This window comes from Sphingomonas sp. DMC6, assembly GCF_056314225.1.
Genome location: NZ_JBQUYT010000002.1, coordinates 275,160 through 298,082 on the forward strand (window position 1 = coordinate 275,160; position 22,923 = coordinate 298,082).

At 66.2% G+C, this 22,923-nt stretch carries 26 protein-coding genes; 6 read left to right on the top strand and 20 right to left on the bottom strand.

The features are described 5' to 3' along the window. Positions 1–8: 8 nt before the first annotated feature. The 3 genes from ACT53M_RS05115 to ACT53M_RS05125 are packed head-to-tail and all read right to left on the bottom strand — an operon-like array spanning position 9 to position 1,260. Complete coding sequence (locus tag ACT53M_RS05115) at positions 9–521, bottom strand: hypothetical protein (RefSeq protein ID WP_476231924.1); 513 nt, start codon at positions 519–521, stop codon at positions 9–11. Further along, the gene (locus ACT53M_RS05120; protein ID WP_476231925.1) at positions 518–1,018 is read right to left on the bottom strand and encodes a hypothetical protein; all 501 of its coding nucleotides are present in this window, start codon (positions 1,016–1,018) and stop codon (positions 518–520) included. The genes ACT53M_RS05115 and ACT53M_RS05120 overlap by 4 nt, the downstream gene beginning before the upstream one ends. Beyond that, complete coding sequence (locus tag ACT53M_RS05125; RefSeq protein ID WP_476231927.1) at positions 1,018–1,260, bottom strand: helix-turn-helix transcriptional regulator; 243 nt, start codon at positions 1,258–1,260, stop codon at positions 1,018–1,020. The genes ACT53M_RS05120 and ACT53M_RS05125 overlap by 1 nt, the downstream gene beginning before the upstream one ends. Positions 1,261–1,375: 115 nt before the next feature. Between ACT53M_RS05125 and ACT53M_RS05130 the strand changes: the two genes are divergently transcribed. Then, a complete protein-coding gene (locus tag ACT53M_RS05130; protein ID WP_476231928.1) occupies positions 1,376–2,536 on the top strand; it encodes an MBL fold metallo-hydrolase in 1,161 nt (386 codons plus the stop codon). A gap of 3 nt (positions 2,537–2,539) precedes the next feature. Here the strand turns inward: ACT53M_RS05130 and ACT53M_RS05135 are convergent, their stop codons facing one another. Then, positions 2,540–4,891 (bottom strand): glycoside hydrolase family 31 protein, encoded by a 2,352-nt coding sequence (locus tag ACT53M_RS05135; RefSeq protein ID WP_476231929.1) that lies wholly within the window; start codon positions 4,889–4,891, stop codon positions 2,540–2,542. A gap of 156 nt (positions 4,892–5,047) precedes the next feature. Here ACT53M_RS05135 and ACT53M_RS05140 point away from each other — a divergent pair, with 156 nt between their 5' ends. Next, a complete protein-coding gene (locus tag ACT53M_RS05140) occupies positions 5,048–5,683 on the top strand; it encodes a hypothetical protein (RefSeq protein WP_476226564.1) in 636 nt (211 codons plus the stop codon). 18 nt (positions 5,684–5,701) lie between these two features. Here the strand turns inward: ACT53M_RS05140 and ACT53M_RS05145 are convergent, their stop codons facing one another. The 6 genes from ACT53M_RS05145 to ispG form a co-directional block, all read right to left on the bottom strand. Further along, a complete protein-coding gene (locus ACT53M_RS05145) occupies positions 5,702–6,076 on the bottom strand; it encodes a DMT family transporter (RefSeq protein WP_476231930.1) in 375 nt (124 codons plus the stop codon). Further along, positions 6,022–6,501, bottom strand: coding sequence for an N-acetyltransferase family protein (locus tag ACT53M_RS05150; protein ID WP_476226562.1), 480 nt, complete (start codon positions 6,499–6,501; stop codon positions 6,022–6,024). The genes ACT53M_RS05145 and ACT53M_RS05150 overlap by 55 nt, the downstream gene beginning before the upstream one ends. Then, positions 6,498–7,388, bottom strand: coding sequence for a DMT family transporter (locus ACT53M_RS05155; protein WP_476231932.1), 891 nt, complete (start codon positions 7,386–7,388; stop codon positions 6,498–6,500). Before ACT53M_RS05155 ends, ACT53M_RS05150 begins: the two co-directional genes overlap by 4 nt. A gap of 163 nt (positions 7,389–7,551) precedes the next feature. Next, positions 7,552–8,148 (bottom strand): hypothetical protein, encoded by a 597-nt coding sequence (locus tag ACT53M_RS05160; protein ID WP_476231934.1) that lies wholly within the window; start codon positions 8,146–8,148, stop codon positions 7,552–7,554. A gap of 92 nt (positions 8,149–8,240) precedes the next feature. Next, the gene (locus ACT53M_RS05165; protein WP_476231935.1) at positions 8,241–9,203 is read right to left on the bottom strand and encodes an alpha/beta hydrolase family protein; all 963 of its coding nucleotides are present in this window, start codon (positions 9,201–9,203) and stop codon (positions 8,241–8,243) included. A gap of 76 nt (positions 9,204–9,279) precedes the next feature. Continuing rightward, complete coding sequence (gene ispG / locus ACT53M_RS05170) at positions 9,280–10,404, bottom strand: flavodoxin-dependent (E)-4-hydroxy-3-methylbut-2-enyl-diphosphate synthase (RefSeq protein ID WP_476231936.1); 1,125 nt, start codon at positions 10,402–10,404, stop codon at positions 9,280–9,282. A 107-nt stretch (positions 10,405–10,511) separates the two neighbouring features. On the opposite strand from ispG, the gene ACT53M_RS05175 reads away from it, so the two are divergent. Continuing rightward, positions 10,512–11,450 carry an isoaspartyl peptidase/L-asparaginase family protein gene (locus ACT53M_RS05175; RefSeq protein WP_476231937.1) on the top strand — a complete coding sequence of 313 codons (939 nt, stop codon included), beginning with the start codon at positions 10,512–10,514 and terminating at the stop codon, positions 11,448–11,450. Between the two features lie 199 nt (positions 11,451–11,649). Next, positions 11,650–12,495, top strand: coding sequence for a S1/P1 nuclease (locus ACT53M_RS05180; RefSeq protein WP_476231938.1), 846 nt, complete (start codon positions 11,650–11,652; stop codon positions 12,493–12,495). An 11-nt stretch (positions 12,496–12,506) separates the two neighbouring features. Here the strand turns inward: ACT53M_RS05180 and ACT53M_RS05185 are convergent, their stop codons facing one another. The 9 genes from ACT53M_RS05185 to ACT53M_RS05225 all read right to left on the bottom strand — a co-directional run bounded on the left by ACT53M_RS05185 (position 12,507) and on the right by ACT53M_RS05225 (position 18,511). After that, positions 12,507–12,761: a hypothetical protein gene (locus tag ACT53M_RS05185; RefSeq protein ID WP_476231939.1), complete on the bottom strand. Its 255-nt coding sequence runs from the start codon at positions 12,759–12,761 to the stop codon at positions 12,507–12,509. Beyond that, entirely contained in the window at positions 12,758–12,976 is a 219-nt protein-coding gene (locus ACT53M_RS05190) for a type II toxin-antitoxin system antitoxin (RefSeq protein ID WP_476231940.1), read from the bottom strand. Before ACT53M_RS05190 ends, ACT53M_RS05185 begins: the two co-directional genes overlap by 4 nt. Positions 12,977–12,985: 9 nt before the next feature. Beyond that, the gene (locus ACT53M_RS05195; protein WP_476231942.1) at positions 12,986–13,891 is read right to left on the bottom strand and encodes an SPFH domain-containing protein; all 906 of its coding nucleotides are present in this window, start codon (positions 13,889–13,891) and stop codon (positions 12,986–12,988) included. A gap of 120 nt (positions 13,892–14,011) precedes the next feature. After that, complete coding sequence (gene pal / locus ACT53M_RS05200) at positions 14,012–14,527, bottom strand: peptidoglycan-associated lipoprotein Pal (RefSeq protein WP_476231943.1); 516 nt, start codon at positions 14,525–14,527, stop codon at positions 14,012–14,014. Between the two features lie 68 nt (positions 14,528–14,595). After that, positions 14,596–16,008, bottom strand: coding sequence for a Tol-Pal system beta propeller repeat protein TolB (gene tolB, locus ACT53M_RS05205; RefSeq protein ID WP_476231945.1), 1,413 nt, complete (start codon positions 16,006–16,008; stop codon positions 14,596–14,598). Between the two features lie 10 nt (positions 16,009–16,018). After that, entirely contained in the window at positions 16,019–16,918 is a 900-nt protein-coding gene (locus tag ACT53M_RS05210; RefSeq protein WP_476231946.1) for a cell envelope biogenesis protein TolA, read from the bottom strand. A gap of 2 nt (positions 16,919–16,920) precedes the next feature. Beyond that, a complete protein-coding gene (gene tolR / locus ACT53M_RS05215; protein ID WP_476226548.1) occupies positions 16,921–17,361 on the bottom strand; it encodes a protein TolR in 441 nt (146 codons plus the stop codon). 4 nt (positions 17,362–17,365) lie between these two features. Beyond that, positions 17,366–18,052: a protein TolQ gene (tolQ, locus tag ACT53M_RS05220; RefSeq protein WP_476226547.1), complete on the bottom strand. Its 687-nt coding sequence runs from the start codon at positions 18,050–18,052 to the stop codon at positions 17,366–17,368. 6 nt (positions 18,053–18,058) lie between these two features. After that, entirely contained in the window at positions 18,059–18,511 is a 453-nt protein-coding gene (locus tag ACT53M_RS05225; RefSeq protein WP_476231947.1) for a YbgC/FadM family acyl-CoA thioesterase, read from the bottom strand. A 400-nt stretch (positions 18,512–18,911) separates the two neighbouring features. Here ACT53M_RS05225 and ACT53M_RS05230 point away from each other — a divergent pair, with 400 nt between their 5' ends. Beyond that, on the top strand, positions 18,912–19,646 hold the full coding sequence (locus ACT53M_RS05230) for an ABC transporter ATP-binding protein (protein WP_476231948.1): 735 nt from the start codon (positions 18,912–18,914) through the stop codon (positions 19,644–19,646). Then, positions 19,643–21,088 carry a hypothetical protein gene (locus ACT53M_RS05235; RefSeq protein ID WP_476231949.1) on the top strand — a complete coding sequence of 482 codons (1,446 nt, stop codon included), beginning with the start codon at positions 19,643–19,645 and terminating at the stop codon, positions 21,086–21,088. Before ACT53M_RS05230 ends, ACT53M_RS05235 begins: the two co-directional genes overlap by 4 nt. Before the next feature lie 39 nt (positions 21,089–21,127). On the opposite strand, the gene ACT53M_RS05240 is transcribed toward ACT53M_RS05235, so the two are convergent. After that, positions 21,128–22,912 (bottom strand): AMP-dependent synthetase/ligase, encoded by a 1,785-nt coding sequence (locus ACT53M_RS05240; RefSeq protein WP_476231950.1) that lies wholly within the window; start codon positions 22,910–22,912, stop codon positions 21,128–21,130. Positions 22,913–22,923 lie beyond the last annotated feature (11 nt).

Here is a 22,923-nt window from a genome sequence, read left to right on the forward strand (position 1 = left end):
GGGCGCGATCAAGCCTCCTCATCGGCCGGATCGAGCGGGCGGGTGGCCCAACTGGCATAGAGGGTGGGGACGCTGCCATAGAGCGCCATGAGGAAGAAGGCGCAGCCCATCGCCCGCAGCGCCGTGTCCGGCCCCGACCAGTTCCGCAGCGCGGCAAGGGCAGCAATGGTCCAGAACAGCCCAAGTGCCGCAACTGCGATCGTCGCAAAGCCGGCCAGGAAGGCGCGGCGGCGCAAGTCGCGGTCCCATTCGTCCACCGTCTCCAGCGTACCCCAAGGCTTGAGCGGCCCGAATATCGGGCAGAAAACGCTCGCCACAAAGCCGAACGTCACCAGGGCATAGCCAAGATGGACTTGCCGCCCCTCCGACAGGAACTCGGTGGCAATTCCGGCGCTGGCGAACACCAGCGCGACCACCGGCGTCCAACGCAGCAGGCGTCGGCGCGGCCGCCCTTCGGCCAGCGCGGGAATGCCGGTGCGGTTGGCGACCGCATCAAGGGTGGCGATGAAGCGGTTCGTCATAGCAAGACATCCTCCTCGGCATCCGCTTCGGGCGGAAACGGGATCAGGAATTCAGCGAACAGCGTAGGCAGGGCGAAGCCGCTGTAGAGGATAGCCATCCCCAGAAGGAGCCAATCCCAGACCGAGCTCGGCATCGGAAGGTGCCAGACCGATGCGACAGAGAACCAGACAAAGATGCCAGAAACCAGCGTCAGCAAGGCACGGAACCCGTGAACCGTCGCCCGCTGCAATGCATCCCGGTCAAACTCATCCGCGACCGGACGGGTGGAATGCCCCCAGCTGCGTTGTACGAACGGCGATTGTTGCAGCCCGAGTGTGCAGAGCAGGCTGATCGGCGCCCACAACGCTAAATAATCCTTCTTGTTCGCTACCAACGGCGCTGCCGCAGCGTACGCCAGCAACAGCAGGATTCCGGCCAGCAATAGCCAGCGCGTCCCCTTCCGGCGGGGCCTTTGCCAGACATACATGCCGGTCCATTTACGGGAGTCATACCCCATCACATCTCTCCCGCCCGGCGCAGCGCGACCGCGACGGATTCGAAGGGCTCGAACGAAAACAGCATCTCCACCGGCACGTCGAAGACGGCGGCGATCCGCATCGCCAGTTCCAGGCTGGGCTTGTAATCGCCGCGTTCGAGATAGCCGATCGTCTGCGGATTCACCTCGACCGCCTCGGCAAGCGCCCGGCGGGTCATACCCGCTTCGGTGCGGAATAGCGCAATGCGGTTGTAGATATTCACGGAACCATCCGCTCTTTCATGCGATTCGTTGTGTATACACAACATAATTGGCGGTCAATGCCCGGTGAGACAGGCTTGATCTCTGCGGATGCGGTTGCGAGAGGAGCGCATGGCAATGCGACACAGGCTCGGCCGCTGGCTGATCGGAGGACTGCTCTGGACGGTGGTGGGGCTGTGCCTGATCGCCACGATCGTACCGCCGTTCCTCGACCGCATCTATTATCGCGGGCCAGTAAGCGGGCATTTCGACGGTCAGCATTTTGAAAATCCCGACGGCGAAACCGCGCCTCCGGCCAGCCTTGGCTTCGTGTTCATCCTGCATCAGCTGCTGACGCGTACTGAGCGGCCGGTGTGGCCCGATCACGTCGCGGTGACGCCCGACCATCCGCCTGCGCGAGTGGCGGGCGCGGCGATGCGCGTCACCTGGGTCGGTCATGCGACCGTGCTGATCCAGACGCAGGGCCTCAACATCCTCACCGATCCGGTGTGGAGCAACACCGCCGGTCCATTCGGCATCGGCCCGGCGCGCGTTGCCGAACCGGGGGTGCGCTTTGCCGATCTGCCGCGCATCGACCTCGTGCTGGTCAGCCACAATCATTACGACCATCTCGACCTTGCGACGCTGAAGCGCCTGTGGGAGCGCGACCGGCCCCTGATCATCACGTCGTTCGGCAACGACAGCGTCATCGGCCAAGCCGGGGTGCCGGCGCGTGCGCTCGACTGGGGGCAAAGGCTGGCGGTGCGGCCGGGCATCGCCGTGGTGGTGACGCGCAACCATCACTGGAGCAGCCGCTGGTTTGCCGATCGCAACCGCGCGCTCTGGTCTAGCTTCGTCGTCACCCTGCCCGGCGGCAATATCTTCTTCGCCGGGGATACCGGCTGGGGCGACGGCAAGTGGCCGGAAGAAGCCGCCGCGCTGGGGCCGATCCGCTTCGCCGCAATTCCCGTCGGCGCCTTCCGCTTCAAGCCCGGGCAGATGGCGGCCGATGCGCATATCGGCCCGCGCGATGCCGAGCGGGTGTGGCAGGGACTGGGCCGCCCCTATGCCCTGCCGATCCACTGGGGCACCTTCCGGCTTTCCTGGGAAGCCTATGACACCCCGCCGGCGATGCTGGCGGCGGTGCTGCGCTGCGGCGGCACGGATCCGGCACGGTTCGCACGGCACGGCATCGGCCAGAGCTTTGCCGTGCCGCCGCTGAGCGCACCGGTGCCGCCCGCCGACGAGGCGGCGATCACCCGGTGTCGGGAGCAGGGCGCCTTCGACCGGTTCCGCTGAACCTCAGTCGAGCTTCACGGAAAGGCGGGCGCCGTCATAGACCACGTCGCGCCCCGCCCCCTGCGCCAGCCCGGCACCATTGCCGGGCGCGACCGAGACGATGCGGAAGCGGCGTGTGCGGACCATGCCCGGATAGCTGCCGGCGCGGGCGCCGATTTCCAGCACTCCTGCCTTGTCGTCGAGCCGCAGGTCGATCGTCGCATGTTCGCCGCGCTTCCAGCCGGTGCCGTCGCCGGCATCGTCATAGAGCGTGAAATGACCATCGGCGCCGCGATAGACACGCAGCTCCACCGGTAGCGCCGGCGACTGATCGGCATATTGCACCGGCGAGCCCAGCGGCAGGATCGTCCCCGCCGCGACCTGTACCGGAATCTGCCCGATCGGCGCGGCTACCGTGATCGACGCCCCGCCCGCATGCCGCGCGCCGGTCCAGAAATCGATCCACTCGGTGCCCGCGGGCAGATAGACGCGGCGGCTGGTGGCGCCCGGCTCGACCACCGGGCTCACCAGCAGGCCGCGACCGAACAGATATTCGTCGCGCAGATCGCGCGCGGCGGGATCGCCGGGGAACACCATGCCCGCCGCGTAGAGGAACGAGGCGCCCTTGTCGGCGACTGCCCAGGACTGGGCATAGAGATAGGGCAGCAGGCGATAGCGCAGCGCCACCGCGTCGAGCAGCGGTCCGCGCGCCGCCTCTGGGAAACTGTAGAGCTCCTTGCCCTCACCCGTGCCGTGGATGCGGAACATCGGGTTGAACACGGCAAATTGCAGCCAGCGCGTGAATAGCTCCTGATAGGCGGGATCCCTGGGGCTGCCGCCGAAAAAGCCGCCGATATCCGCCGACCAGAAGGGATTGCCGCTCATCGAGAAATTGACGCCGGCGGGAATCTGGCGGCGGAAAACGTCCCACCGCCCGCTGACATCGCCCGACCAGGTAAAGGCGGCGTTGCGCTGCTGCCCCGCCCAGGCCGAGCGCGTGAGCAGCAGGGGCCGCTTCGCCCCGAAATCGGCGGACATGCCGTCATGCACCGCGGTGGTGTGCATCAGCGGATAGGCGTTATAGACCACAGCGCCGGGCCCGGCCGCAGTGGGCACTTCGGCCATTTCGCCCCAATGGCCGCCCAGCTCCGCTTCGCTGCCGTCGAGCCAGTATCCGTCAAAGCCCAGCGTGCCGAGCCGCTCCGAAATCTGCCGCCAGTAGAGCTGCCGCGCAGTGGCGGAGAAGGCGTCGTACCAGCGCCCTTCCCCAGCCGGATACACATTCGGATAGGTTTTGGGATAGAGCCCGCCCGCTGCATCCAGCGCGCGGGTCGTGTCGAGGCCTATGTCGAAGCGCGGCCAGACCGAGACGATGCTGTGCAGATTCTGGCGATGCAACTCGGCGAGCATCGCCTTGGGATCGGGATAGCGCGCCGGGTCCATCCGGTGGCCGCCCCAGCCGCCGGGCTGCCAATATTGCCAGTCCTGCACCACGGCATCGAGCGGGATGCCCAGCCGGCGATATTCGGCGCCGACACCCAGCAGTTCGGCCTGCGAGGCATAGCGCTCCTTCGACTGCCAGAGCCCCCAGGCCCAGCGCGGCAGCAGCGGCGCGGCGCCGGTGAGCTGGCGATAGGCGCCGATCACGGCATCGACATCGGGGCCGGCGAACAGGAAATAATCGATCCCCTCGCCCGCCTGGGAACGGAAGACGAGTTGGTTCGATGCCTGCGGCGTATCGACCGCGACTTCAGTGACGGCGGCATTGTTCCAGAACAGCCCATAGCCCGCAGTCGAAACGAGCACCGGCACGCCGACATCGGTATTCGCCTGCTGCAACCGCACCGTGGTCCCGCGATAGTCGAGCAGGCCGGCCTGATGCTGGCCCAGGCCATAGATCGCCTCGTCGGGACGCACCGCAAAGGCTTGTAGGATCGCCGCATCGCCATCGGGCGCACCGCCGGCCTTGCGGCGATCGGGCGCGGTTTCCGCCACCAGCGGCTTGCCGTCAGCGCCAAGCAGCGCGACCGCGCCGGTCTTGCGATCGACCGTCACCCGCATTTCGGGCGTGATGAGCAGGAAGCGATCGGGCTCCTGCGCGAGCGTCCACGCCACCTTACCCGGCTGGCCGACCAGCGCGAGGTCCGGCGCCCGCTCGGCCCCTTCGCGCAGCATCGTGACGCGCAGCGTCCGTTCGCCCCACACGGTGAGCACCAGCAGGCCCTGCGTGGTCTGGAACACTGCGCCGGTCGGGCTTTGCGAGCGCAACTGCACGGCTTGCGCCGGCGCGTCCTGGCGTTCTGCGGGCGCCGCGAAACTTGGGGTAAACGGGGCAAGCAGGGCTGCGCTCAGCAGCAGCATAGACGCAGCCTTCAAGGGTGATCCTTTCCTCTCACGCATATCGGTTGCGGCGCTTCTTGTCAGACAAAAGCAGCGATGGCCAGTATTTCCGGCGCGCCACACCGTGGCCCATTTGCGCCGAATCGCCCGCCGCGAAACGACAGCGCCGTTACCCTCGGTTAGATATCAGCTATGCACATATTTCATTTCAGTGCCGTACTGGCCCTTCTCGCCCCCGCAACGCTTACCGCCCAGGCGGATTCCGAGTTCGATCCCGCAGCAGTGAACGTCGTCGACGCGATCGAATGCAAGCTCGATGCGCCGACCTATAACGGCTTCGCGCTGGCGCTGAACGGCGAAGAGAAGATCGCGCAGAAACGCCACTGGGTGGCGGTGAAGACCGGCAATGCATTCATGACCGAATATGAACTGCCCGCCCCGATCACCGTGGCAGGCCAGTACCGCACACGCCGCATCGCCTTCACCTCGACCGGCGTGCTCGCCATCCTCGATCTGGCCGATCCGGCGCCGCTCGCACAGGCGCAGGGGATCAAGAACGCTGCCGATTCCAATCCGCTGATCGCAGCAATGCGCGAATCCGGCGAGGCGGTGCCGCCCGAGCTAGAGGCGATGGCGAAGAAATCGGCAAAGTTCCTTGGCGAGAAGATCGTCGTCGATCGGGTCGAGCCGCCGACCGCCGGCGAAAGCTTCGGCACGCACACGACGATTACGCGCAACGTGTCGACCGTCACCAGCCATGCCGGCAAGACGCTCTACGGATGCGCGTACCGGATCGAGCTGATCGGGAAGGACGGCAAGCCCCTTTAAGCCAGCGCCCCGGCGGGATCAGTGCCCCCCGGCCATCCGCAACCCGGCGATGCACGCCACCAGTCCCAGCATCAGCAGCAGTCGCACCAACGTGGCGGGCTCGCCGAACCACAATATGCCCACCGCCACGGTGCCGAACGCGCCGATGCCGCCCCACACCATATAGGCAGTGCCCATGGGGATCGTCCGCGCTGCCCATTCGAGCAGCAGCATCGACGCCGTGACCGAAAGGAGAAAGCACAGCGTCCAGGGAATACTGCGAAACCCGTCGACGAAGCGCAGGCAGGTGGTGAACCCCACTTCGCACAGCCCGCCCAGGATCAGCGCGGCCCAGGCCATCAGCGTCCCGCCAGCCGGGCCAGCGCCGCGCCGGTCACGCGCTGCACGGTCCATTCGTCCATCCCCACCGCACCCATTGCCCGGTAGAAATCGATCGCCGGCTGGTTCCAGTCGAGCACCGACCATTCGAACCGGCCATAGCCGCGATCAACCGCGATCCCCGCCAGATGACGAAGCAGCGCCTTGCCCACCCCGGCGCCGCGCGCGGCAGGGGTGACGTACAGATCTTCCAGATACATGCCCGGCAACCCCGTCCAGGTGGAGAAGTTCTGGAAGAACAAGGCAAAGCCCAGCGGCGTTCCGTCGTCATGCTCCGCGATCACCGCCTCGGCCGCCGAGCGTGGGCCGAACAGCGCCGCTGCCAGCATCGGCTCGGTCGCGACGACCGCCTCGGGCTCGCGCTCAAACTCGGCGAGTTCGCGGACGAAGGCGAGGATCTGCGGCACGTCTTCGGGAGTAGCAAAGCGGATATGGGTCATGCACCGGCCTCGGTCTGCGGAGCGGGTGCCACGCGGCCGCGGATCGCGACCAGACAGCCCAGGATAATCAGCACCGCGCCGCCCACCGTCCAGGGCGAAACCCGCTCGTCGAACACGACATAGCCGAGGATCGCCGCCCAGACGAACGCGGTATATTCCACCGGTGCCAGCACCTGCGCCTCGGCATGGGCATAGGCCCAGGCGAGCAGCACGGCGGACACCGAACCGACCGCCGCCGCGCCGATAATCCACGGCCACAGCGCCACGCCGGGCATGGTCGACAGCCACGGCGCCCCCGGCAGCAGCACCAGCGCCAGTACTATGCTGGTGAACAGCGCAACCTCGATCGGGTCGGCAATCTGCGCCTGGCGCCGCAGCAGGATCAGGCTGCCGGCGTAGAGGATCGAGGCGAGGAAGACTGCAACCGACCCCAGCACCACCTCGGTCGAGGCATGCGCCTGCGCCTGGCCGGCGGCGATGACGAACACGCCCAGGCTGGCGACCAGCGATCCGCCGATCGCCGCGCGGCGAATGCGCTCGCCAAGGAACATCGCGGCCAGGAACAAGGCGATCAGCGGGGCGAGGAAGGTCAGCGCTACTCCCTGCGCCATCGTCACCCGCACCAGCCCCCAGAAAAAGAGCAGCACCGAAAGGCCGGCGGTCATCCCGCGACAGAAATGGAGCATCAGCGCCGCCCGCCCTGGCCAGCGCGTCCGCCGGGCGACGAAGATCGGGCCGAGCAGCACGATCGCCCCGACCGACCGCCACAGCACCGCGCTATAGGCGCCATGAGCAATCGACATGCCCTTCATCACCGCATCCATCACCGAATAATTGGCGATACCCAGCGCCGCGACGGCAAAGGCAAGGACGGGGGAACGGCGCATGCCCGCCGGTTAGCGCCCCGGCGCCCGCTTGGCGAGGGGGTGAAGTTTATGAAGTTTAGGGCTTTGACAGCTTTCCGGAGGGAAGGCAGCAACACCCAATTCGGCTTATTATCTTTATTTTACAATATCTTATGTCGAAAATTACACATCTGACACCTCCCCCTTATTTCGGCGGAGAAACAGCCGCCTTCATCGTCTCCAGCCGGGCATTCTGCGCCTTGCGGTCGGGAACGCCGAGGGCTTCGCGCAGCGAGTCCGGCACCAGCGCGGGATCATAGGGCTCCATGGTCGGACCGGTCGCCTTCGCGCTGATGAATTGCGTACCGTAAATCTGCTTCTGGCCGATCTTCATCAGATAGCGGTCCAGCGTGGCCGCGGCGATCCAGCTCGCATCCGCCTTTCCTCTGGCGACGGCGGCAAGCGCGAGGCTGTGCGCGAGCAGGTAATCGTCTGCGGTCGTCCCATGCTGGAAGACGAACGCGGCGGCGTAATAATCCGCGCCGGTGTGGAGCGCGCCGGCATCGAGCAAGCGCCGCGCCGCCACCCGCCGCTGCTGATCGTCCGCGATCATCTTTGTGACAAAGGCGCGGTCTGCAAATTGTTCGGGCTTGATGCCGGTCCGCGCGGCTTGATCCGCGGCGAACAATGTCTGCATCTCGGCATTGTCCACGGCAGCAGCCGCTTGCGCAGACGCCGCCAACGGCGCCGTGCAGCCGATGAGAATGGCAAGAGCCGCCGCCAAAGGCCGATATTTCGTCACAAGTCCTCCCCCGAACAGGTACCGGAGGACACTGATTACAAATGTAGTCAATCCTGTCTATAGGGTTCGCACCTCGGATCACACACCATCGGTCACGGCGATTGCTGGATTCTGGGAATGAGACCCGTCCATGCCAACGCGCGCCGGTACTCACGATCGAGAGCGGAGTAATCTTCACCCGGGCCCACCAGGCTATGGTCGGCATCCGGCACACGACGCACGGTGAGGTCACGGCCAGCAGCCAGTAGCTTGGCGACCGCAACTTCTTGCGAAAGCGGTGGCGTGCTGACATCGGCAGTACCGAAAGCCAGATATACGCGGGCATGGCTGCGGACCAGTTCATCGCCAGGCTCCACCGCGAAGAACGAAGACCAGCGGCGGTACGGATGCCCCCACGCGAATTTGGCCGTGCTGTCGGGGTCGGCACGGATGGCCGCAATCTGCTTCTCCACCTCCCCAATACAATGGCTGCGGTCAAAGCATCGCGCATAGGCCGACGCCAGAAAATCGAACAACTGGGTAGTGCCAGAGCCGCCGATAGCAATCACGTCAGAGACACTGGGATCGCGACCGGCCAGCAAGCTCGCCATCACGGCGCCTTCGGAAATTCCGAGTAGAATTGTCCGGCGGGGATTCACCCCGTTCTGGATACGCGCATCATCGACCGCCGCCATCAGCGCCGTCAGCCACCGCTCTGCAGTAAAGTCTGCATTGAACCGGGTGCTGCACTCTTGCGCGGTGCCGCCGCTGGCGCCGGAATCGGCTTCCGGCTTTTCGACCGCCATCACCGCAAAATTCCCCTCGGCCGCAAAGGGCAAGAGATCGAACAGCGTGCTATATCTATTCTCGCCCTGCCCCTTGATAACAGGCGTACATCCCGAGCCTTGAATCATGAGCAACAATGCCGCGGGATGGTTCGGCCGGCTTAGATAATAGGTTATCTTTCGTCCCAACTTATCGGTGACGCTATGCGTAACGAGCGGGAACGGAACCGACGCCCCCTGCCCTTCGGCAGGAAGAGCCAGGAGGCAGGGTAAGAGCGATACAAGCATCATAACGATGCCAGACTTCCACGCGCGCATAGCTCATTGTTGCAGCGACAGCCTCGCCGGACAACGGCAATCTGGGGATCTACTCCGCCGCCTGCGCCGGTGCGCCGTTCGCCGCTTCGATTTCGGCCGCCTTGGCCTCGACCAGCTTGACGATATGGTCGAGCATGTCGGCGTCCTCGACCGTGTGGTCGGTGAGGCCCGACAGATAGACCATGTGCTTGCCGTTGCCGCCGCCGGTCAGGCCGATGTCGGTTTCGCGCGCCTCGCCGGGGCCGTTGACCACGCAACCGAGCACCGAAAGCGATAGCGGCGTGCGGATGTGCTGGAGTCTTTCCTCCAGCGCCTGCACGGTGCGGATCACGTCGAAGCCCTGGCGCGCGCAGCTCGGGCAGGAAACGACGCGCACGCCCCGGTTGCGAATACCGAGTGATTTCAGAATCTCGAAGCCGACGCGCACTTCCTCTTCCGGTTCCGCCGAGAGGCTTACCCGGATCGTGTCGCCGATGCCGAACCACAGCAGCGAGCCGATGCCGATCGCCGACTTGACCGTGCCGCCGACGAATCCGCCCGCCTCGGTAATGCCCAGGTGCAGCGGGCAATCGACCGCGTCGGCGAGCTGCTGATAGGCGGCGACCGCCAGAAACACATCCGACGCCTTCACCGCCACCTTGAATTCGTGGAAGTCGCGATCCTGCAGCAGCTTGATATGGTCGAGCGCGGATTCGACCAGCGCCTCCGGACAGGGCTCGCCATATTTTTCGAGCAGGTCTTTCTCGAGGCTGCCGGCATTGACACCGATACGGATCGAGGCGCCGTTCGCCTTGGCGGCATTCACCACTTCGTTCACCCGGTCGGCCGAACCGATATTGCCGGGATTGATGCGGAGGCAAGCCGCACCGGCATCGGCTGCTTCCAGCGCGCGCTTGTAGTGGAAATGGATGTCGGCGACGATCGGCACGCGCGCAGCGCGGACGATTTGGCGGAGCGCGGTGGTGCTTTCGACGTCCGGGCAGGAAACGCGGATGATATCCGCGCCGGCATCCTCGCAGCGGCGGATCTGGTCGATCGTCGCCTTCACGTCGGACGTTGCGGTGTTGGTCATGGTCTGCACCGTCACCGGGGCGTCGCCGCCCACGGGAACATTGCCCACCATGATCTGGCGGCTCTGCCGCCGGACGATATCGCGCCAAGGTCGTACGGACATGGCCGCCATATAGGCGTTTCGGAGGGTCAGGACTAGCCGCGCCGGGGTGGAAGGACACATGGATTCTGCTAGGGGCCGCCGCATTCGCCTTTTCCGGAGTTCCACCGATGCCGACCGCCACTGCCCCCCGCTGGACGCTGATGATCCATGGCGGCGCGGGCATGATGACGCCGGGGACGCTGAGCGCCGAGCAGGAAACGGGCGCGCTGGCCGGGCTCGACGCCGCGCTGGAGGCGGGCGCAGCGCGGCTCGCGACGGGCGGAACAGCGCTGGACGCCGTGCAGGCAGCGGTCGAGGCGCTGGAGGACGACCCGCATTTCAATGCCGGCCGCGGATCGGTCTACACCTGGGACGGCGCGCACACGCTCGACGCCGCGATCATGGACGGACGTACCCGCGATGCCGGGGCGATCGCCGGGGCGCAGACCACCCGGCACCCGGTCGCGCTGGCGCGCAGCGTGATGGCGGCGAGCCCGCACGTCCTGCTCGCCGGTGCCGGCGCCGACCAGTTTGCCCGCGAACAGGGGCTGGAGCAGGTGGACAATAGCTGGTTCGGCACCCGGGAGCGGCGGCAACAGCTGGACGTGATGAAGGCGCGGGCCGGCGACGGCTGGTTCGACATCGACATGAAATATGGCACCGTGGGCGCGGTGGCGATGGATGCGGAAGGCCATGTCGCCGCCGCCACCTCGACCGGCGGGCTGACCGGCAAGCGGTGGGGCCGCATCGGCGATTCGCCGGTGATCGGCGCGGGCACCTATGCCGACGATCGCGCCTGCGCGGTTTCCGCCACCGGCGCGGGCGAGTTCTTCATTCGCGAAGGCGTGGGGCATGAGATCGCCGCGCGGATGCGCTTCCTGGGCGAAGACGTGCAGGCGGCAGCCGACCATGTGCTGGACGATGTGAAGGCAATGGGCGGCGTCGGCGGCGTGATCGTCGCCGCGCCGGACGGCGCGCTGGCGTGGAGCTTCACCACTTCCGGCATGTATCGCGGGCGGATCACCAGCGAGGGCGAGAAGCAGGTGGCGATTTACGGGGAGGGGTGAACGGCTACTGCCGCCCTCACCCTCCCAGCGCTGGCGCGATGGGCCCCTCCCTCTCCCAAAGGGAGAGGTGTAAAAAACCCTCTCCCTTTGGGAGAGGGAGGGAGGCGCGAAGCGCCGGAAGGGTGAGGGTGACCCGATCTGAGGCGCCCCAACGCCAGCCGATTGAACCGGAGCCCGCCGCGTCCTACGGGCTTGCTCCATGAGTCGCGTATTTGTCCTGTTCGCCGCGATTGCGGGCCTTGGCGCCGCTTCGCCTGCTTCCGCCTATTGGGAATATGGCCACCAGACGGTCGCCGCGATTGCCTATCGCAACGTGACGCCCAAGGTGCGGGCGCGGATCGATGCGCTGCTGGCGCGCACGACGCTGCTCGATACGCCGACCTGCCCGGCACGGACGATTGAGCAGGCAAGCGTCTGGGCCGATTGCGTGAAGCCGCTCCGCGACCGCTTCGGCTATGCCTATAGCTGGCATTATCAGGACGTCGACATCTGCAAGCCGTTCGACCTGGTGCCGCCGTGCAAGGACGGCAATTGCGTTTCCGCCCAGATCGAGCGCGACGTGCGGCTGCTCAAGGACCGCAAGACCGCGCTGAAGGACCGGGTGCAGGCGCTGGTGTTCCTGATCCACTTCGTCGGCGATCTGCACCAGCCGCTCCATGCCGGCGAGCATGGCGACGAGGGCGGCAACAAGGTGAAGACCAATTACGGCCTCTATACCGGCAAGCGGCTGAACCTGCATTCTGTGTGGGACGGCTATCTGGCCGAACGCGCGATCACCTCGCCGCCCGGGCTGGTGCGCCGCTACAGCGCCGCCGAGCGGGCGCGGATAGGTGCGGGCACCGTCACCGACTGGAGCCGCGAGAGCTGGCAGGTGGCGCGCGATACTGTCTATCCCAGCGCGCTGGGGCCGAATGTCTGCACCGCGGCGCCGCATGACGGCCATCTCGACGAAGCGACGATCGCGCGGCTGGTACCGGTGGCGCGGCAGGAAGTGCTGCGCGGCGGCATCCGGCTTGCGAAGCTGCTCGACCAGGCATTGGGCTGAATCGGCGCGGCTCAGCCGTTCCGCCAGCCCCAGTCGCCGTCGGTCTTGACCCTGCTCAGCCACACGAAGCCGACCGTCAGCGGAACCAGCAGCGCCATGAAGGCGGGATGCGCCGGCATCGCCAGCCGGACCACGCCCAGGGTGGCCGCGATGAACAACAACATTGCCAGCCACCCCTGCCAAGTCACCGGCGTGGCGCCATAGCCGAAGCTTTTGGGCTTGAACCAATAGCCGGGGCGCACCCCGGAGTCCGTGTCGCGGGTCATTCCGCATCTCCTTCCAAAGTCTTCGGCGGCCGCCCGCGCTTTGCGCGCACCGGGTCCGCCAGCTTCACCCCGCGCCGCGCCAGCGCCTCGCGCAGCAGGCATTCGACCTGCGCGTTGACGCTGCGCAGGTCGGTCGCGGCGCTCCGCTCGATCGCCGCGTAGAGCGCGGGATCGAGACGGAGGGGAAATGCCTTTTTCTGCGGGGGAACGCTCACCAACCTGCCTTACTGATAGAGCGAGCCTGCATTGACGACCGGCTGGGTATCGCGCTCGCCGCACAGCACCACCATCAGGTTGCTGACCATCGCCGCGCGCCGTTCGTCATCCAGTTCGACGACATTCTTCGCCGATAGCTGCTCGAGCGCCATTTCGACCATCCCCACCGCGCCTTCGACCAGCGTCTTGCGCGCGGCGACCACTGCCTGCGCCTGTTGCCGCCGCAGCATCGCCCCGGCGATTTCCTGCGCATAGGCAAGGTGCGTGAAGCCGCATTCGTCGACGGTGATGCCCGCGACCGCCAGCCGCGCGATCAGTTCGGTGCGCAGTTCGGCGCCGACCTGATCGTGATTGCCCCGCAGCGTGACTTCCTGATGCTCGAAATCGTCATAGGGGTAGCGCGAGCCGATGGTGCGGACTGCGGCTTCGATCTGCACATTCACGAACGCCTTGTAATCATCGACGTCGAACAGCGCCTGTGCGGTGTCGGTCACGCGCCAAACCACTTGCGCCGCCATCTCGATCGGGTTGCCGCGCAGGTCGTTCACCTTGATCTTGTCCGAGATCATGTTGTTGGCGCGCACCGACACCTTCTTCTTGATCAGCCACGGCCAGGCCCAGCGCAGGCCGGTGGTGCGGTCGGTCCCGCGATAATCGCCGAACAGCAGCACGGCGGCGGCCTGGTTCGGCTGGAGCAGATAAAAGCCCGAAATGGCGAACAGGAACACCAGCGTCGCGGCCAGGATCCATGTCACCACGGCAGCATCGGGGAGCTGTTCGATCTGGGTGAACGCCGCCGCCCCGGCCGCCAGCGCAACCAGCGCGATCGCCAGCATGCCATAGCCGCTCAAGGTCTGCGCGGCGATTTCGCGGCTCTGCTGAAGCGCAGGCGCCGAACCACGAACGTCACTCATCTTTCCCTCCTGAATTATGATATCATATTTATATCGATTCGGAGGGGAAGGCAAGCGGCCAGCAAAAAACCGCCGGGGATCGCTCCCCGGCGGCCTTTGGAAAACACGAACGCCCGGCGATCAGCTCAGGACGATCGTCACCGCGCGGCGGTTCTTCGCCCAGCTTGCTTCGTCCGAACCCAGCGCGATCGGACGTTCCTTGCCATAGCTGATCGTGGTCATGCGATCGGCCGACACGCCCTTGGCGGCGAGATAGTTCTTCGCGGCATTGGCACGGCGGTCGCCCAGCGCGAGGTTGTACTCGCGGGTGCCGCGCTCGTCGCAATGCCCTTCGATGGTAATGCGAACGTTCGGGTGCGCAACCAGCCAGGCAGCCTGGCTGTCGAGGATCGCACGCGCTTCCGGATCGATGTCATACTGGTCGGTGCCGAAATGGATCGTGTCGCTGGTCACTTCGCGACGGAACTGTTCGGACAGCGGTGTCGCCTGCGTGGTCTCGCCATTGCCATAAGGCTGCGGGGCGGCGGTCGGCTGCGGCTGCGGGGGCGGCGGCAGCTCCTTCGGCGGCTTCTTCGAGCAAGCCGCAGTGGCGACGAGCGCGACGCCAAGCATCAGGCCAGTGGCGAAACGTGACATTCAAAACCTCCTAATGAATGAGGGCTGGGCAGTATATTGCAGGTATTACGCGCGGATTGCAGTTTGGTTCATGGCCGTAACGGACCCCAGTTCGGGTCCGAACCGTCGAGCGGCGTGGGAATCCGGCGGGTGGCGCGGCCGGTAAGATCGACCGTCCACAGGTCCGGCCGTCCGGACCCTTCGGCCGAACGGAAGAACATCAGCACGCGGCCATTGGGCGACCAGGTCGGGCCTTCGTCGCCCCAGCTCCGGGTGAGCATCTTTTCGCCGTCGCCCGAAGGGGTCATCACGCCGATGCGGAACATGCCGTCGCCGAAATGGGTGAAGGCGATCATGTCGCCGCGCGGGCTCCAGGCCGGCGCCGCATAGCGACCGCCGCCGAAGCTGATGCGGTGCTGGTTCGAGCCGTCGGCGTTCATCACATAGAGCTGCTGCGTGCCGCTGCGGTCGCTCTCGAACACGATCTTTGACCCGTCGGGCGAATAGCTGCCGCCGGTGTTGATGCCGGCAGTATTGGTCAGCCGCTGCGGCTCGCCGCCGCTCGCGCGCACGCGGTAGATATCGGTATTGCCGGCACGCGCCATCGAGAAGACCACCCACTGCGCATCGGGCGACCAGTGCGGCGCGAAGTTGAGCGCGATGTTGGAGACGAGCACGCGGTCCTGGCGCGAGCTCAGGTCATAGACATGGATCGACGGGCGATCACGCTCGAAGCTCATATAGAGGATCGCGTTCTGCTTCGGCGACATGCGCGGCGTCAGCACGATCGACTGGCCGTTCGTCAGGAAGCGGTGGTTCGCGCCGTCCTGATCCATGATCGCGAGCTGCTTGCGGCGACGATTCTTGGGGCCGGTTTCGGCGATATAGACGATCTGGCTGTCGAAATAGGGGCCTTCGCCGGTCAGCCGCGTGTAGATGGCGTCGGCGCATTTGTGCGCGGCGCGGCGCCAGTCTGCCGGTGCGACGACAAAGCCCTGGCGCGCCAGTTCGGTCTTGGCGAGCACGTCGTACAGATAGCAGCCGACCGTCAGGCTGCCGTTCGAATTGGCGCGGACATAGCCCTGCACCAGTGCCTGCGCCCCGGTGCCGCCCCAATAGTCATAGGCGGGCGCCGTCACTTCGCCGAAGCTCACCGCGCGCAGCAGCGCGGGCTGGAGCGGCGTGAACAGGCCCGATCCGCGCAGATCGTTGGTAATGACATCGGCCAGCTTCTGGCCGAGCACATCGGTGGGGCCGGCCGGCGTATCCTGCACCGCGCCGGTCGGCATGGCGGGGATAGCAATCGGCATCGGCGCGGAAGTACCGCCGAAAACGTCGATCACCGGCGGCTGGTTCTGATCCTGCGCTGGCGTCGCCTGCCCGGTCTGCGCTGCCTGGGCGGCAGCTTCCGGACTGTTCGCGATCGGCGGCGGCGAACTGGTCTGCGCGTGCGCGACACCTGCGAGGCACAGCGCCGCAAGCGAGAGGTATCGAAGCTTCATCGTGCCTTCCTCAGTCCACAGGTTTATAGTTGATCGTGACCGTCTTCCAGCCATTGGCCGCGTCATACAGGGCATCGGGCAAACCGCGTATCGGCGTGCAGCCGATTACTGTTGCGCGCCCCATGTCCTTGACCCGCTCTACGTAGCGCTGGTTGCTGGAGTCGGTTCCCGCAACGCCACGAACCACGGGGTCGCCGACTAACGAACCGTCGCGATTGAAATGAAGTTCGAGCCGCACACTGATCCTTTTGGCCTCATCAGCAGGGCTTACCTGTCGGCGGGCGCATACGAGCAGTTGACGCTGGATCACGCCATAGAAGCTCGCAACCTCTGCCGCCGATGCCTTTGCCGCCGGATTATGGGTCGCCGTGCTGTTCGTCTTGTTGTTCGACACGCCCAGATCGAGCCCGTTCAGGTTGCCCGTCGGGCGAACCGGGCGGCGTTCATGGCCGCGGCCGGTGCTGGCGGAGGGCGCGTTGCTCGGCTTTTCCGGCGCGGGCTTCGCGGCAGGCGCGGCATGGGCGGGCTTTACCGGTCGGGGCTTTTCGGCCGGGGCGGGTTTGGGTTCCGGCTTGGGCGCAGGTTTCGGTTCCGGCTTCGCCTCGGGTGCGGGCTTAGGCGGCGCGGGCTGCGGCTTGGGCTGGGGTTGCGGCTCGGGCGCAGGTGCGCTCTCGGGCTCGACCGGCGCTTCAACCGGCGACTTCTTCGCCGCCAGCTCCTCATGACTGACGACCGGCGCAGTGCTTTCGGCACCCACCTCTTCGGCCAGCGAAATGTCGATCGGGATCGCCTTGGGCGGCTCTTCGGGCTTGGCGAGGAAACTCAGCGACAAGGCGCCGAGCACGACGGCGTGCACGACGAGCGAAATGCCCAGTCCGACGCCTTCGCTACGGTCGATCGCCTGCGTCATGATCAGCGCTGGTTGCTCGGATCGGTGAGCAGCGACACGCGGTTCAGCCCGGCGCGGTTAAGCTCGCCCATCACCCGCATCACCTTGCCATAACCGAGCGCGGTGTCGCCGCGCAGATAGATCGCAGCCGGCTTGCCGTCCGGTCCCTTCTTCGCCGCAATCGCCTCAAGCCGTGCCGGCAGCTCGGCATCGCTGACCAGATCGGTATCGAGGAACACCTGGCCCTTTTCGTCGATCGAGATCTGGACCGGCTTCTGTTCCTGGTCGAGCGCCTTGGCGCGGCTTTCGGGCAGGTTCACCGGCACACCGGCGGTCAGCAGCGGCGCCGTCACCATGAAGATGATCAGCAGCACCAGCATCACGTCAACCAGCGGCGTGACGTTGATTTCGGCCATCGGCGCGCGCTTGCCGCGCCCCTTGTTGGAGGGAAGGTGCATGCCCATGGGCTTAGCCCTCCATCTCCAGCCGCCGGCTGAGCGTGGCGTGGAAGCCGTCGGCGAAGCGGTTGAGGCGTGCCTCGATGCGGTTCACCGAATGGCTGAAGCGGTTATAGGCGATCACCGCCGGGATGGCAGCGAACAGGCCGATCGCGGTGGCGAACAGCGCCTCGGCAATGCCCGGCGCGACCACCGCCAGCGACGAGCTCTGCGCCTGGGCGATACCAGTGAAGCTGCGCATGATGCCCCAGACGGTGCCGAACAGGCCGACGAACGGCGCGACCGAGCCCACCGTGGCAAGGAAGTTCAGCCGGTCCGACAGCCGGTCGATCTCCATGGCGATCGTCGCGCCCATCGCCGTGGCGAGCCGTTCGCGCGTGCCCTCGCGGTCGATCGCCTTGCCGGCGGTAGAGCGGCGCCATTCTGTGACGCCAGCCGAAAACACCCGCGCGATCGGCTGGTCGCGCCCGGCCATGCGGCGATGGAAGCCGTCAATATCGTCGGCCTCGCGATATTCGGTTTCGAACTTCTGGATTTCCCGGCGGACCGTGCCGGCCTTCAGCGCAAAGCTGATGATGATCGCCCAGCTCCACAGGCTGGCGGCAAGCAGCCCCAGCATGACCAGCTTCACGACGATGTCGGCCTGCAGGAACAGGTGGATCGGCGACAGGACGGCGTCGGTACTGACGGACGGCATGGGGGCTTACTTCTCCTTGCACACCAGCGGTTCGAAGGCCGCCAGCCACGCGGCCGGCTGACGTTTGGGGCGACCCGAAGGAGCGACGAACGCCACCTCCACCCGGGCTTCCGCCGCTATGACTTCGTACCGCATGACTGTTTGCTGAATGACGACACCGGCGGCGCGCAAACCGACCAGCCGGCTGATAACGAGCAGATGATCGCCCAGTTTCGCCGGGCTGCGGTACCGGATGTCCAGGCCACTGACCGCATAGGCACCTTCCCCCGCCTCGAACACGCTGCGCTGGTCGATGCCGGCGCATTCGAGCATGTCGGAACGGGCCCGCTCCATGAAGCGCAGATAATTGGCGTGGTAGACGATGCCGGTCAGATCGGTGTCTTCGAAATAGACGCGCAGCGCGAATCGGTGCTCGGGGCCGACGAAGCGACCGGCTGGGGCAGGATCGGCGCAGGGCATCGGCGCCTCCCTAGCGGAGCAAGGGCGGGAGCGGAACCCCGAACGGGCGCATGGTAGCCAGAGACGGCCCCCTCACCCTTCCACCTTTCTCCCAACGATCGCACTCAACTCTCGCGCTCCCCTCCCTGCGTTGCAGGGAGGGGCTGGGGGTGGGTGCGAGGGCGCCAGCCCGAGCGGCAACGCGGCGAAAAAGGGCGCCGGCCGGGGCATCGAGCCCCGCCCGACACCAAGACCCACCCCTGCCCCCTCCCTTTCAGGGAGGGGAATCAATATGTCAGGCGTTCCATCGGCCAAATGCGATTGCCTCCATGGGAAGTAGAAAATCCAGCGCGCGGCCAATAGCAAAAGCGACGGTGTTTGATATTGCCATCACACGAAAGCGCGATAGGCTGCCTGCCTGATGACCACGCCCGCGCTTCGCATCAGCGACCTCCACAAATCCTTTGGCAAACCGGTAATCGCAGGCCTCGACCTGACGGTGCAGGCCGGTCAGCTTTATGCCCTGCTCGGCCCCAACGGCGCCGGCAAGACGACGACGCTGCGCATGACGGTGGGGCTGACCGAGCCCGACAAGGGCGCCATCGAAATCTACGGCATCGACGCGCGGCGCCGGCCACAGGAGGCCAAGGCGATCACCGCCTGGCTGCCCGACGAGCCGATGCTCTATGACAAGCTGACGCCCGCCGAATATCTGGGCTTCGTCGCCGGGCTGTGGCGTATCCCGCCCGATGTCGCTGCGCCCGAGGCGGAGCGGCTGCTGCGCTGGCTGGAACTGTGGGACGTGCGCGACACGCGCTGCGAAGGCTTTTCGCGCGGGATGAGGCAGAAGGTCGCACTGGCCGGCGCGCTGATCCACGATCCGCAATTGCTGATCCTCGACGAACCGCTGACCGGGCTTGATGCCGCGATGGCCCGCGCGGTGAAAGATGCGCTGCGCGCGGCCGTCGATGCCGGCAAGACGGTGATCGTGACGACCCATATCCTCGAAGTCGCCGAACGGCTGGCCGACCGGATCGGCATCATCGCCGGCGGGCGCCTGCTTGCCGAAGGGACGCTGGAGGAACTGCGCGCCATGGCCGGATCGGACGACATGACGCTGGAAGACGCCTTTATCCGCCTGACGAGCCAGCCATGATCGTCTGGGCCATGCAGCGGCTGTCGCCGGGCAGCATCGCCTGGCTGACGCTCCACGAAATGCGCGTGTCGATGCGCGCCGCGACGCGCAACCTGGCCGGCCGCGCGATCGGCGGCGTCATCCTGATCGGCTATACGGCGCTGGGGATATTTGCCGGCCTCAGCCTGCGCGACGAACGGATGGTGGCCGATCCGGTCGCGCTGCTGGTGGTACTGCTCGCGGCCCTCCTGATGTTCACCTTCATGACCACCCAGTCGATCCTGTCGAGCCAGCGCACGCTGTACGGCTCGGGCGATCTCGACCTGCTGCTCTCCACGCCGCTCGATCCGCGTGCGGTGATGTCGGCCAAGCTGCTCGGCATCGCGGGCGGGGTGATGCTCACCTTCTCGCTGTTCGTGCTGCCGCTGGTGCTGCCGATCGCGCTGCTGGGCCATCCCGAACTGCTGGGCAGCGTCGCGCTGCTGCTCGCTTTGTCGCTGACCGCCGCGTGTCTGGGGCTGGGCGTAACGCTGTTGCTGGCGCGCATCGCTGGCCCGCGCGCGGCGCGCACCGTGGGCCAAATCGTGGCGGCACTCAGCGGCGGCGCGCTGTTCCTCGCCTCCCAGATCCTCAACCAGCGCGAGCATGGCAGCAAATCGGCACTGGAGCTGCTGTTCGACCGGATCGCCGCCGGCGGTTTCGCCAGCCATGGAGCGGGCGCCCTTCCCGGCCGGGCCGCGTTCGGCGATCCGCTGGCCGTGCTGCTGTTGCTGGGCGCGGCGATCCTGCTATTCGCCGTCGCGACCTGGGGCATGCGCCATGCCTTTCTCCAGAGCTATCGCGCCGGCGGGATGCGCATGGCCTCGGGCCGCGCGGCGAAAAGCCGGATTGTCCGAGCCTTCCACCGCAGCCTGTTCGCCGCGATCTTCGCCAAGGAATGGCGGCTGCTGCTGCGCGATCCGGCGCTCGCGTTCCAGATCGTGCTGCGACTCGTCTATCTGGCACCGATCCTGCTGGTGGCGCTGCGCAAGGGCGACTCGCTGCCGCTGGCGCCGACGCTTGCCTTCACGAGCGTGGTGATCGCCGGCCAGCTCGTCTCCAGCCTCGCCTGGCTCGCCGCCTCGGCCGAGGACACGCCGGACCTGCTAAAGGTGGCGCCGGTCGAAAAGGAGGAGCTGGATTTCGCGAAACTGCTCGCCGCGATGGCGATGGCGGCGCCGCTAGCGGTGCTGCTGCCGTTCGCGATTGCGCTGCAGACGATCCTCGGCGCGCTCGTCACACTGGGCTTTACGGCGGCGGTGGGCGGCATCGTGGGCCATCTCGAGATTGCCTTTGCCAAGCCCGCCCCGCGCTCCACCTTCCAGCGGCGGCAGCAGGGCGGCGGCGTGCTGCGCAACCTGTTCGAATTCTTCGTCGCGATCGCGCTGGGCCTGGTCGCCGGCGTGCTCGTCTATTTCCTGTAAGACGCAGCGGCACCGCCGGGGTGCCCCTGCGCCCGCCGATCAGTAGAGCGCGTCGAGCCGTTCGGCATAGACCCGCTTCAGCACATGGCGGCGGATCTTCAGGCTGGGGGTGAGCTGTTCATTCTCGATCGAGAAAGGTTCGTCCGCCAGGATGAACTTGCGCACGCGCTCGGTCACCGAAAGTTCGCGGTTCACGCGCTCGACCGCCGCCGCAACGGCGGCCTTGAAGTCGGGGTCGTGCGACAGGTCACGAAACTTGCACGGCGTCGCGGTGCGGGCGCAGAATTCCTGCGTCCATTCGGGATCGGGAACGATCACCGCGGTCATATAAGGCCGCTTGTCGCCATAGATCATCGCCTGCATGATCTCCGGCTGCAGCGTCAGCATGCCCTCCACCTTTTGCGGCGCGACATTTTCGCCCTTGTCGTTGACGATGATGTCCTTCTTGCGATCGGTGATCTTGATGCGGCCCTTTTCGTCGATCAGGCCGATGTCACCGGTGTGCAGCCAGCCATTTTTCAGGACGCGGGCCGTCTCTTCCTCGTTGCGCCAATAGCCGTGCATCACCAGCTCGCCGCGCACGAGGATTTCGCCGTCCTCGGCGATCTTCACTTCTACGCCGTCGAGCGGCGGGCCGACCGTATCCATCTTGAGGCCCGCCTTGGGCCGGTTGCACGAAATCACCGGCGCGGACTCGGTCTGGCCATAGCCTTGCAGGAAGGTCAGCCCCAGCGACTGGAAGAAGATGCCGACTTCCGGATTGAGCGGCGCGCCACCCGACACCATCGCCTTGATCCGGCCGCCGAAGCGCTTGGCCAGCTTCGGCCGTAGCGTCGAGTCGAGCAGCAGGTTGAGCGGCAGGTCGGCAATCCGGCCATTGCCCGCTGCTTTGCGTCCGCCAATCGCGACGGCCTTTTCGAGCAGGTAGTTGGCGAAATTGCCCTGCTTCTCGACCTGTTTGACGATGCGGGTACGCAGCACCTCGAACAGCCGCGGCACCACGACCATGATCGTCGGGCGCACTTCCTCCATATTCGAGGCGAGCTTTTCGAGCCCCTCGGCATAATAGATCTGCGCGCCCAGCCCGATCGGGAAATGCTGGCCGGCGGTATGCTCATAGGCGTGCGACAGCGGCAGGAACGACAGGAACACTTCATCGTCCCAGCCGAAATCCTCGCTGATCAGCGCGGTGCACGACTCGACATTGTGCAGGATGGCACCGTGGTGCTGCATCACCCCGCGCGGGGCGCCGCCGGTGCCGCTGGTGTAGATGATGCAGGCAAGATCCTCGCGCCGGAAGCTGGCGCGGACATTCGCCGCTTCCGGGTCGGTGGCGTGCGCCGCGATCAGCGCGCGCCAGTCGCGATAGTCGATGCTGCCCTGCTGCCCCAGCCGCACATCGTCGATACCAATCACGATCCGCCCGCTCGACGAGCGCAGCACCGCCGGCATCAGCGTACGGGCCAGCTTGGTGTCGGACACGATCACCGCGCAGGCGCCCGAATTTTCCAGGATATGCTGGTGGTCGCGTTCGGTGTTGGTGGTGTAGGTCGGCACAGTCACGCAGCCGGCGGCCATGATCGCCAGATCGCTGATGCAGAATTCCGGGCGGTTTTCCGACACCAGCATCACCCGGTCGCCGCGCTTCAGCCCCAGCGCGGTGAGTGCGGTGGCGAGGCTCGCCACCTGCCGGGCAGCTTCCGCCCAGCCCAGCGACCGCCACGCGCCCCCGGCCTTGTGCCACAGAAAGGGCGCATCGCCCTTTTCCCGGGCACGGGCGAAGAACATCGCCACCAGATTTTCGAACCGTTCAAGCTTGCGCATTCCGCATCCCC

Coding starts and splice junctions, on each gene's coding strand:
- ACT53M_RS05195 (WP_476231942.1), bottom strand. CDS start 13,891: ATGAGTGACGTTCGTGGTTCGGCGCCTGCGCTTCAGCAGAGCCGCGAA.
- ACT53M_RS05145 (WP_476231930.1), bottom strand. CDS start 6,076: ATGGACCGTGCAGCGCGTGACCGGCGCGGCGCTGGCCCGGCTGGCGGG.
- ACT53M_RS05165 (WP_476231935.1), bottom strand. CDS start 9,203: ATGATGCTTGTATCGCTCTTACCCTGCCTCCTGGCTCTTCCTGCCGAA.
- tolB (WP_476231945.1), bottom strand. CDS start 16,008: ATGAAGCTTCGATACCTCTCGCTTGCGGCGCTGTGCCTCGCAGGTGTC.
- ACT53M_RS05150 (WP_476226562.1), bottom strand. CDS start 6,501: ATGACCCATATCCGCTTTGCTACTCCCGAAGACGTGCCGCAGATCCTC.
- ACT53M_RS05175 (WP_476231937.1), top strand. CDS start 10,512: ATGCCGACCGCCACTGCCCCCCGCTGGACGCTGATGATCCATGGCGGC.
- ACT53M_RS05130 (WP_476231928.1), top strand. CDS start 1,376: ATGCGACACAGGCTCGGCCGCTGGCTGATCGGAGGACTGCTCTGGACG.
- ACT53M_RS05140 (WP_476226564.1), top strand. CDS start 5,048: ATGCACATATTTCATTTCAGTGCCGTACTGGCCCTTCTCGCCCCCGCA.
- ispG (WP_476231936.1), bottom strand. CDS start 10,404: ATGTCCGTACGACCTTGGCGCGATATCGTCCGGCGGCAGAGCCGCCAG.
- ACT53M_RS05230 (WP_476231948.1), top strand. CDS start 18,912: ATGACCACGCCCGCGCTTCGCATCAGCGACCTCCACAAATCCTTTGGC.
- ACT53M_RS05210 (WP_476231946.1), bottom strand. CDS start 16,918: ATGACGCAGGCGATCGACCGTAGCGAAGGCGTCGGACTGGGCATTTCG.
- tolQ (WP_476226547.1), bottom strand. CDS start 18,052: ATGCCGTCCGTCAGTACCGACGCCGTCCTGTCGCCGATCCACCTGTTC.
- ACT53M_RS05240 (WP_476231950.1), bottom strand. CDS start 22,912: ATGCGCAAGCTTGAACGGTTCGAAAATCTGGTGGCGATGTTCTTCGCC.
- ACT53M_RS05120 (WP_476231925.1), bottom strand. CDS start 1,018: ATGGGGTATGACTCCCGTAAATGGACCGGCATGTATGTCTGGCAAAGG.
- ACT53M_RS05180 (WP_476231938.1), top strand. CDS start 11,650: ATGAGTCGCGTATTTGTCCTGTTCGCCGCGATTGCGGGCCTTGGCGCC.
- tolR (WP_476226548.1), bottom strand. CDS start 17,361: ATGGGCATGCACCTTCCCTCCAACAAGGGGCGCGGCAAGCGCGCGCCG.
- pal (WP_476231943.1), bottom strand. CDS start 14,527: ATGTCACGTTTCGCCACTGGCCTGATGCTTGGCGTCGCGCTCGTCGCC.
- ACT53M_RS05235 (WP_476231949.1), top strand. CDS start 19,643: ATGATCGTCTGGGCCATGCAGCGGCTGTCGCCGGGCAGCATCGCCTGG.
- ACT53M_RS05185 (WP_476231939.1), bottom strand. CDS start 12,761: ATGACCCGCGACACGGACTCCGGGGTGCGCCCCGGCTATTGGTTCAAG.
- ACT53M_RS05225 (WP_476231947.1), bottom strand. CDS start 18,511: ATGCCCTGCGCCGATCCTGCCCCAGCCGGTCGCTTCGTCGGCCCCGAG.
- ACT53M_RS05155 (WP_476231932.1), bottom strand. CDS start 7,388: ATGCGCCGTTCCCCCGTCCTTGCCTTTGCCGTCGCGGCGCTGGGTATC.
- ACT53M_RS05115 (WP_476231924.1), bottom strand. CDS start 521: ATGACGAACCGCTTCATCGCCACCCTTGATGCGGTCGCCAACCGCACC.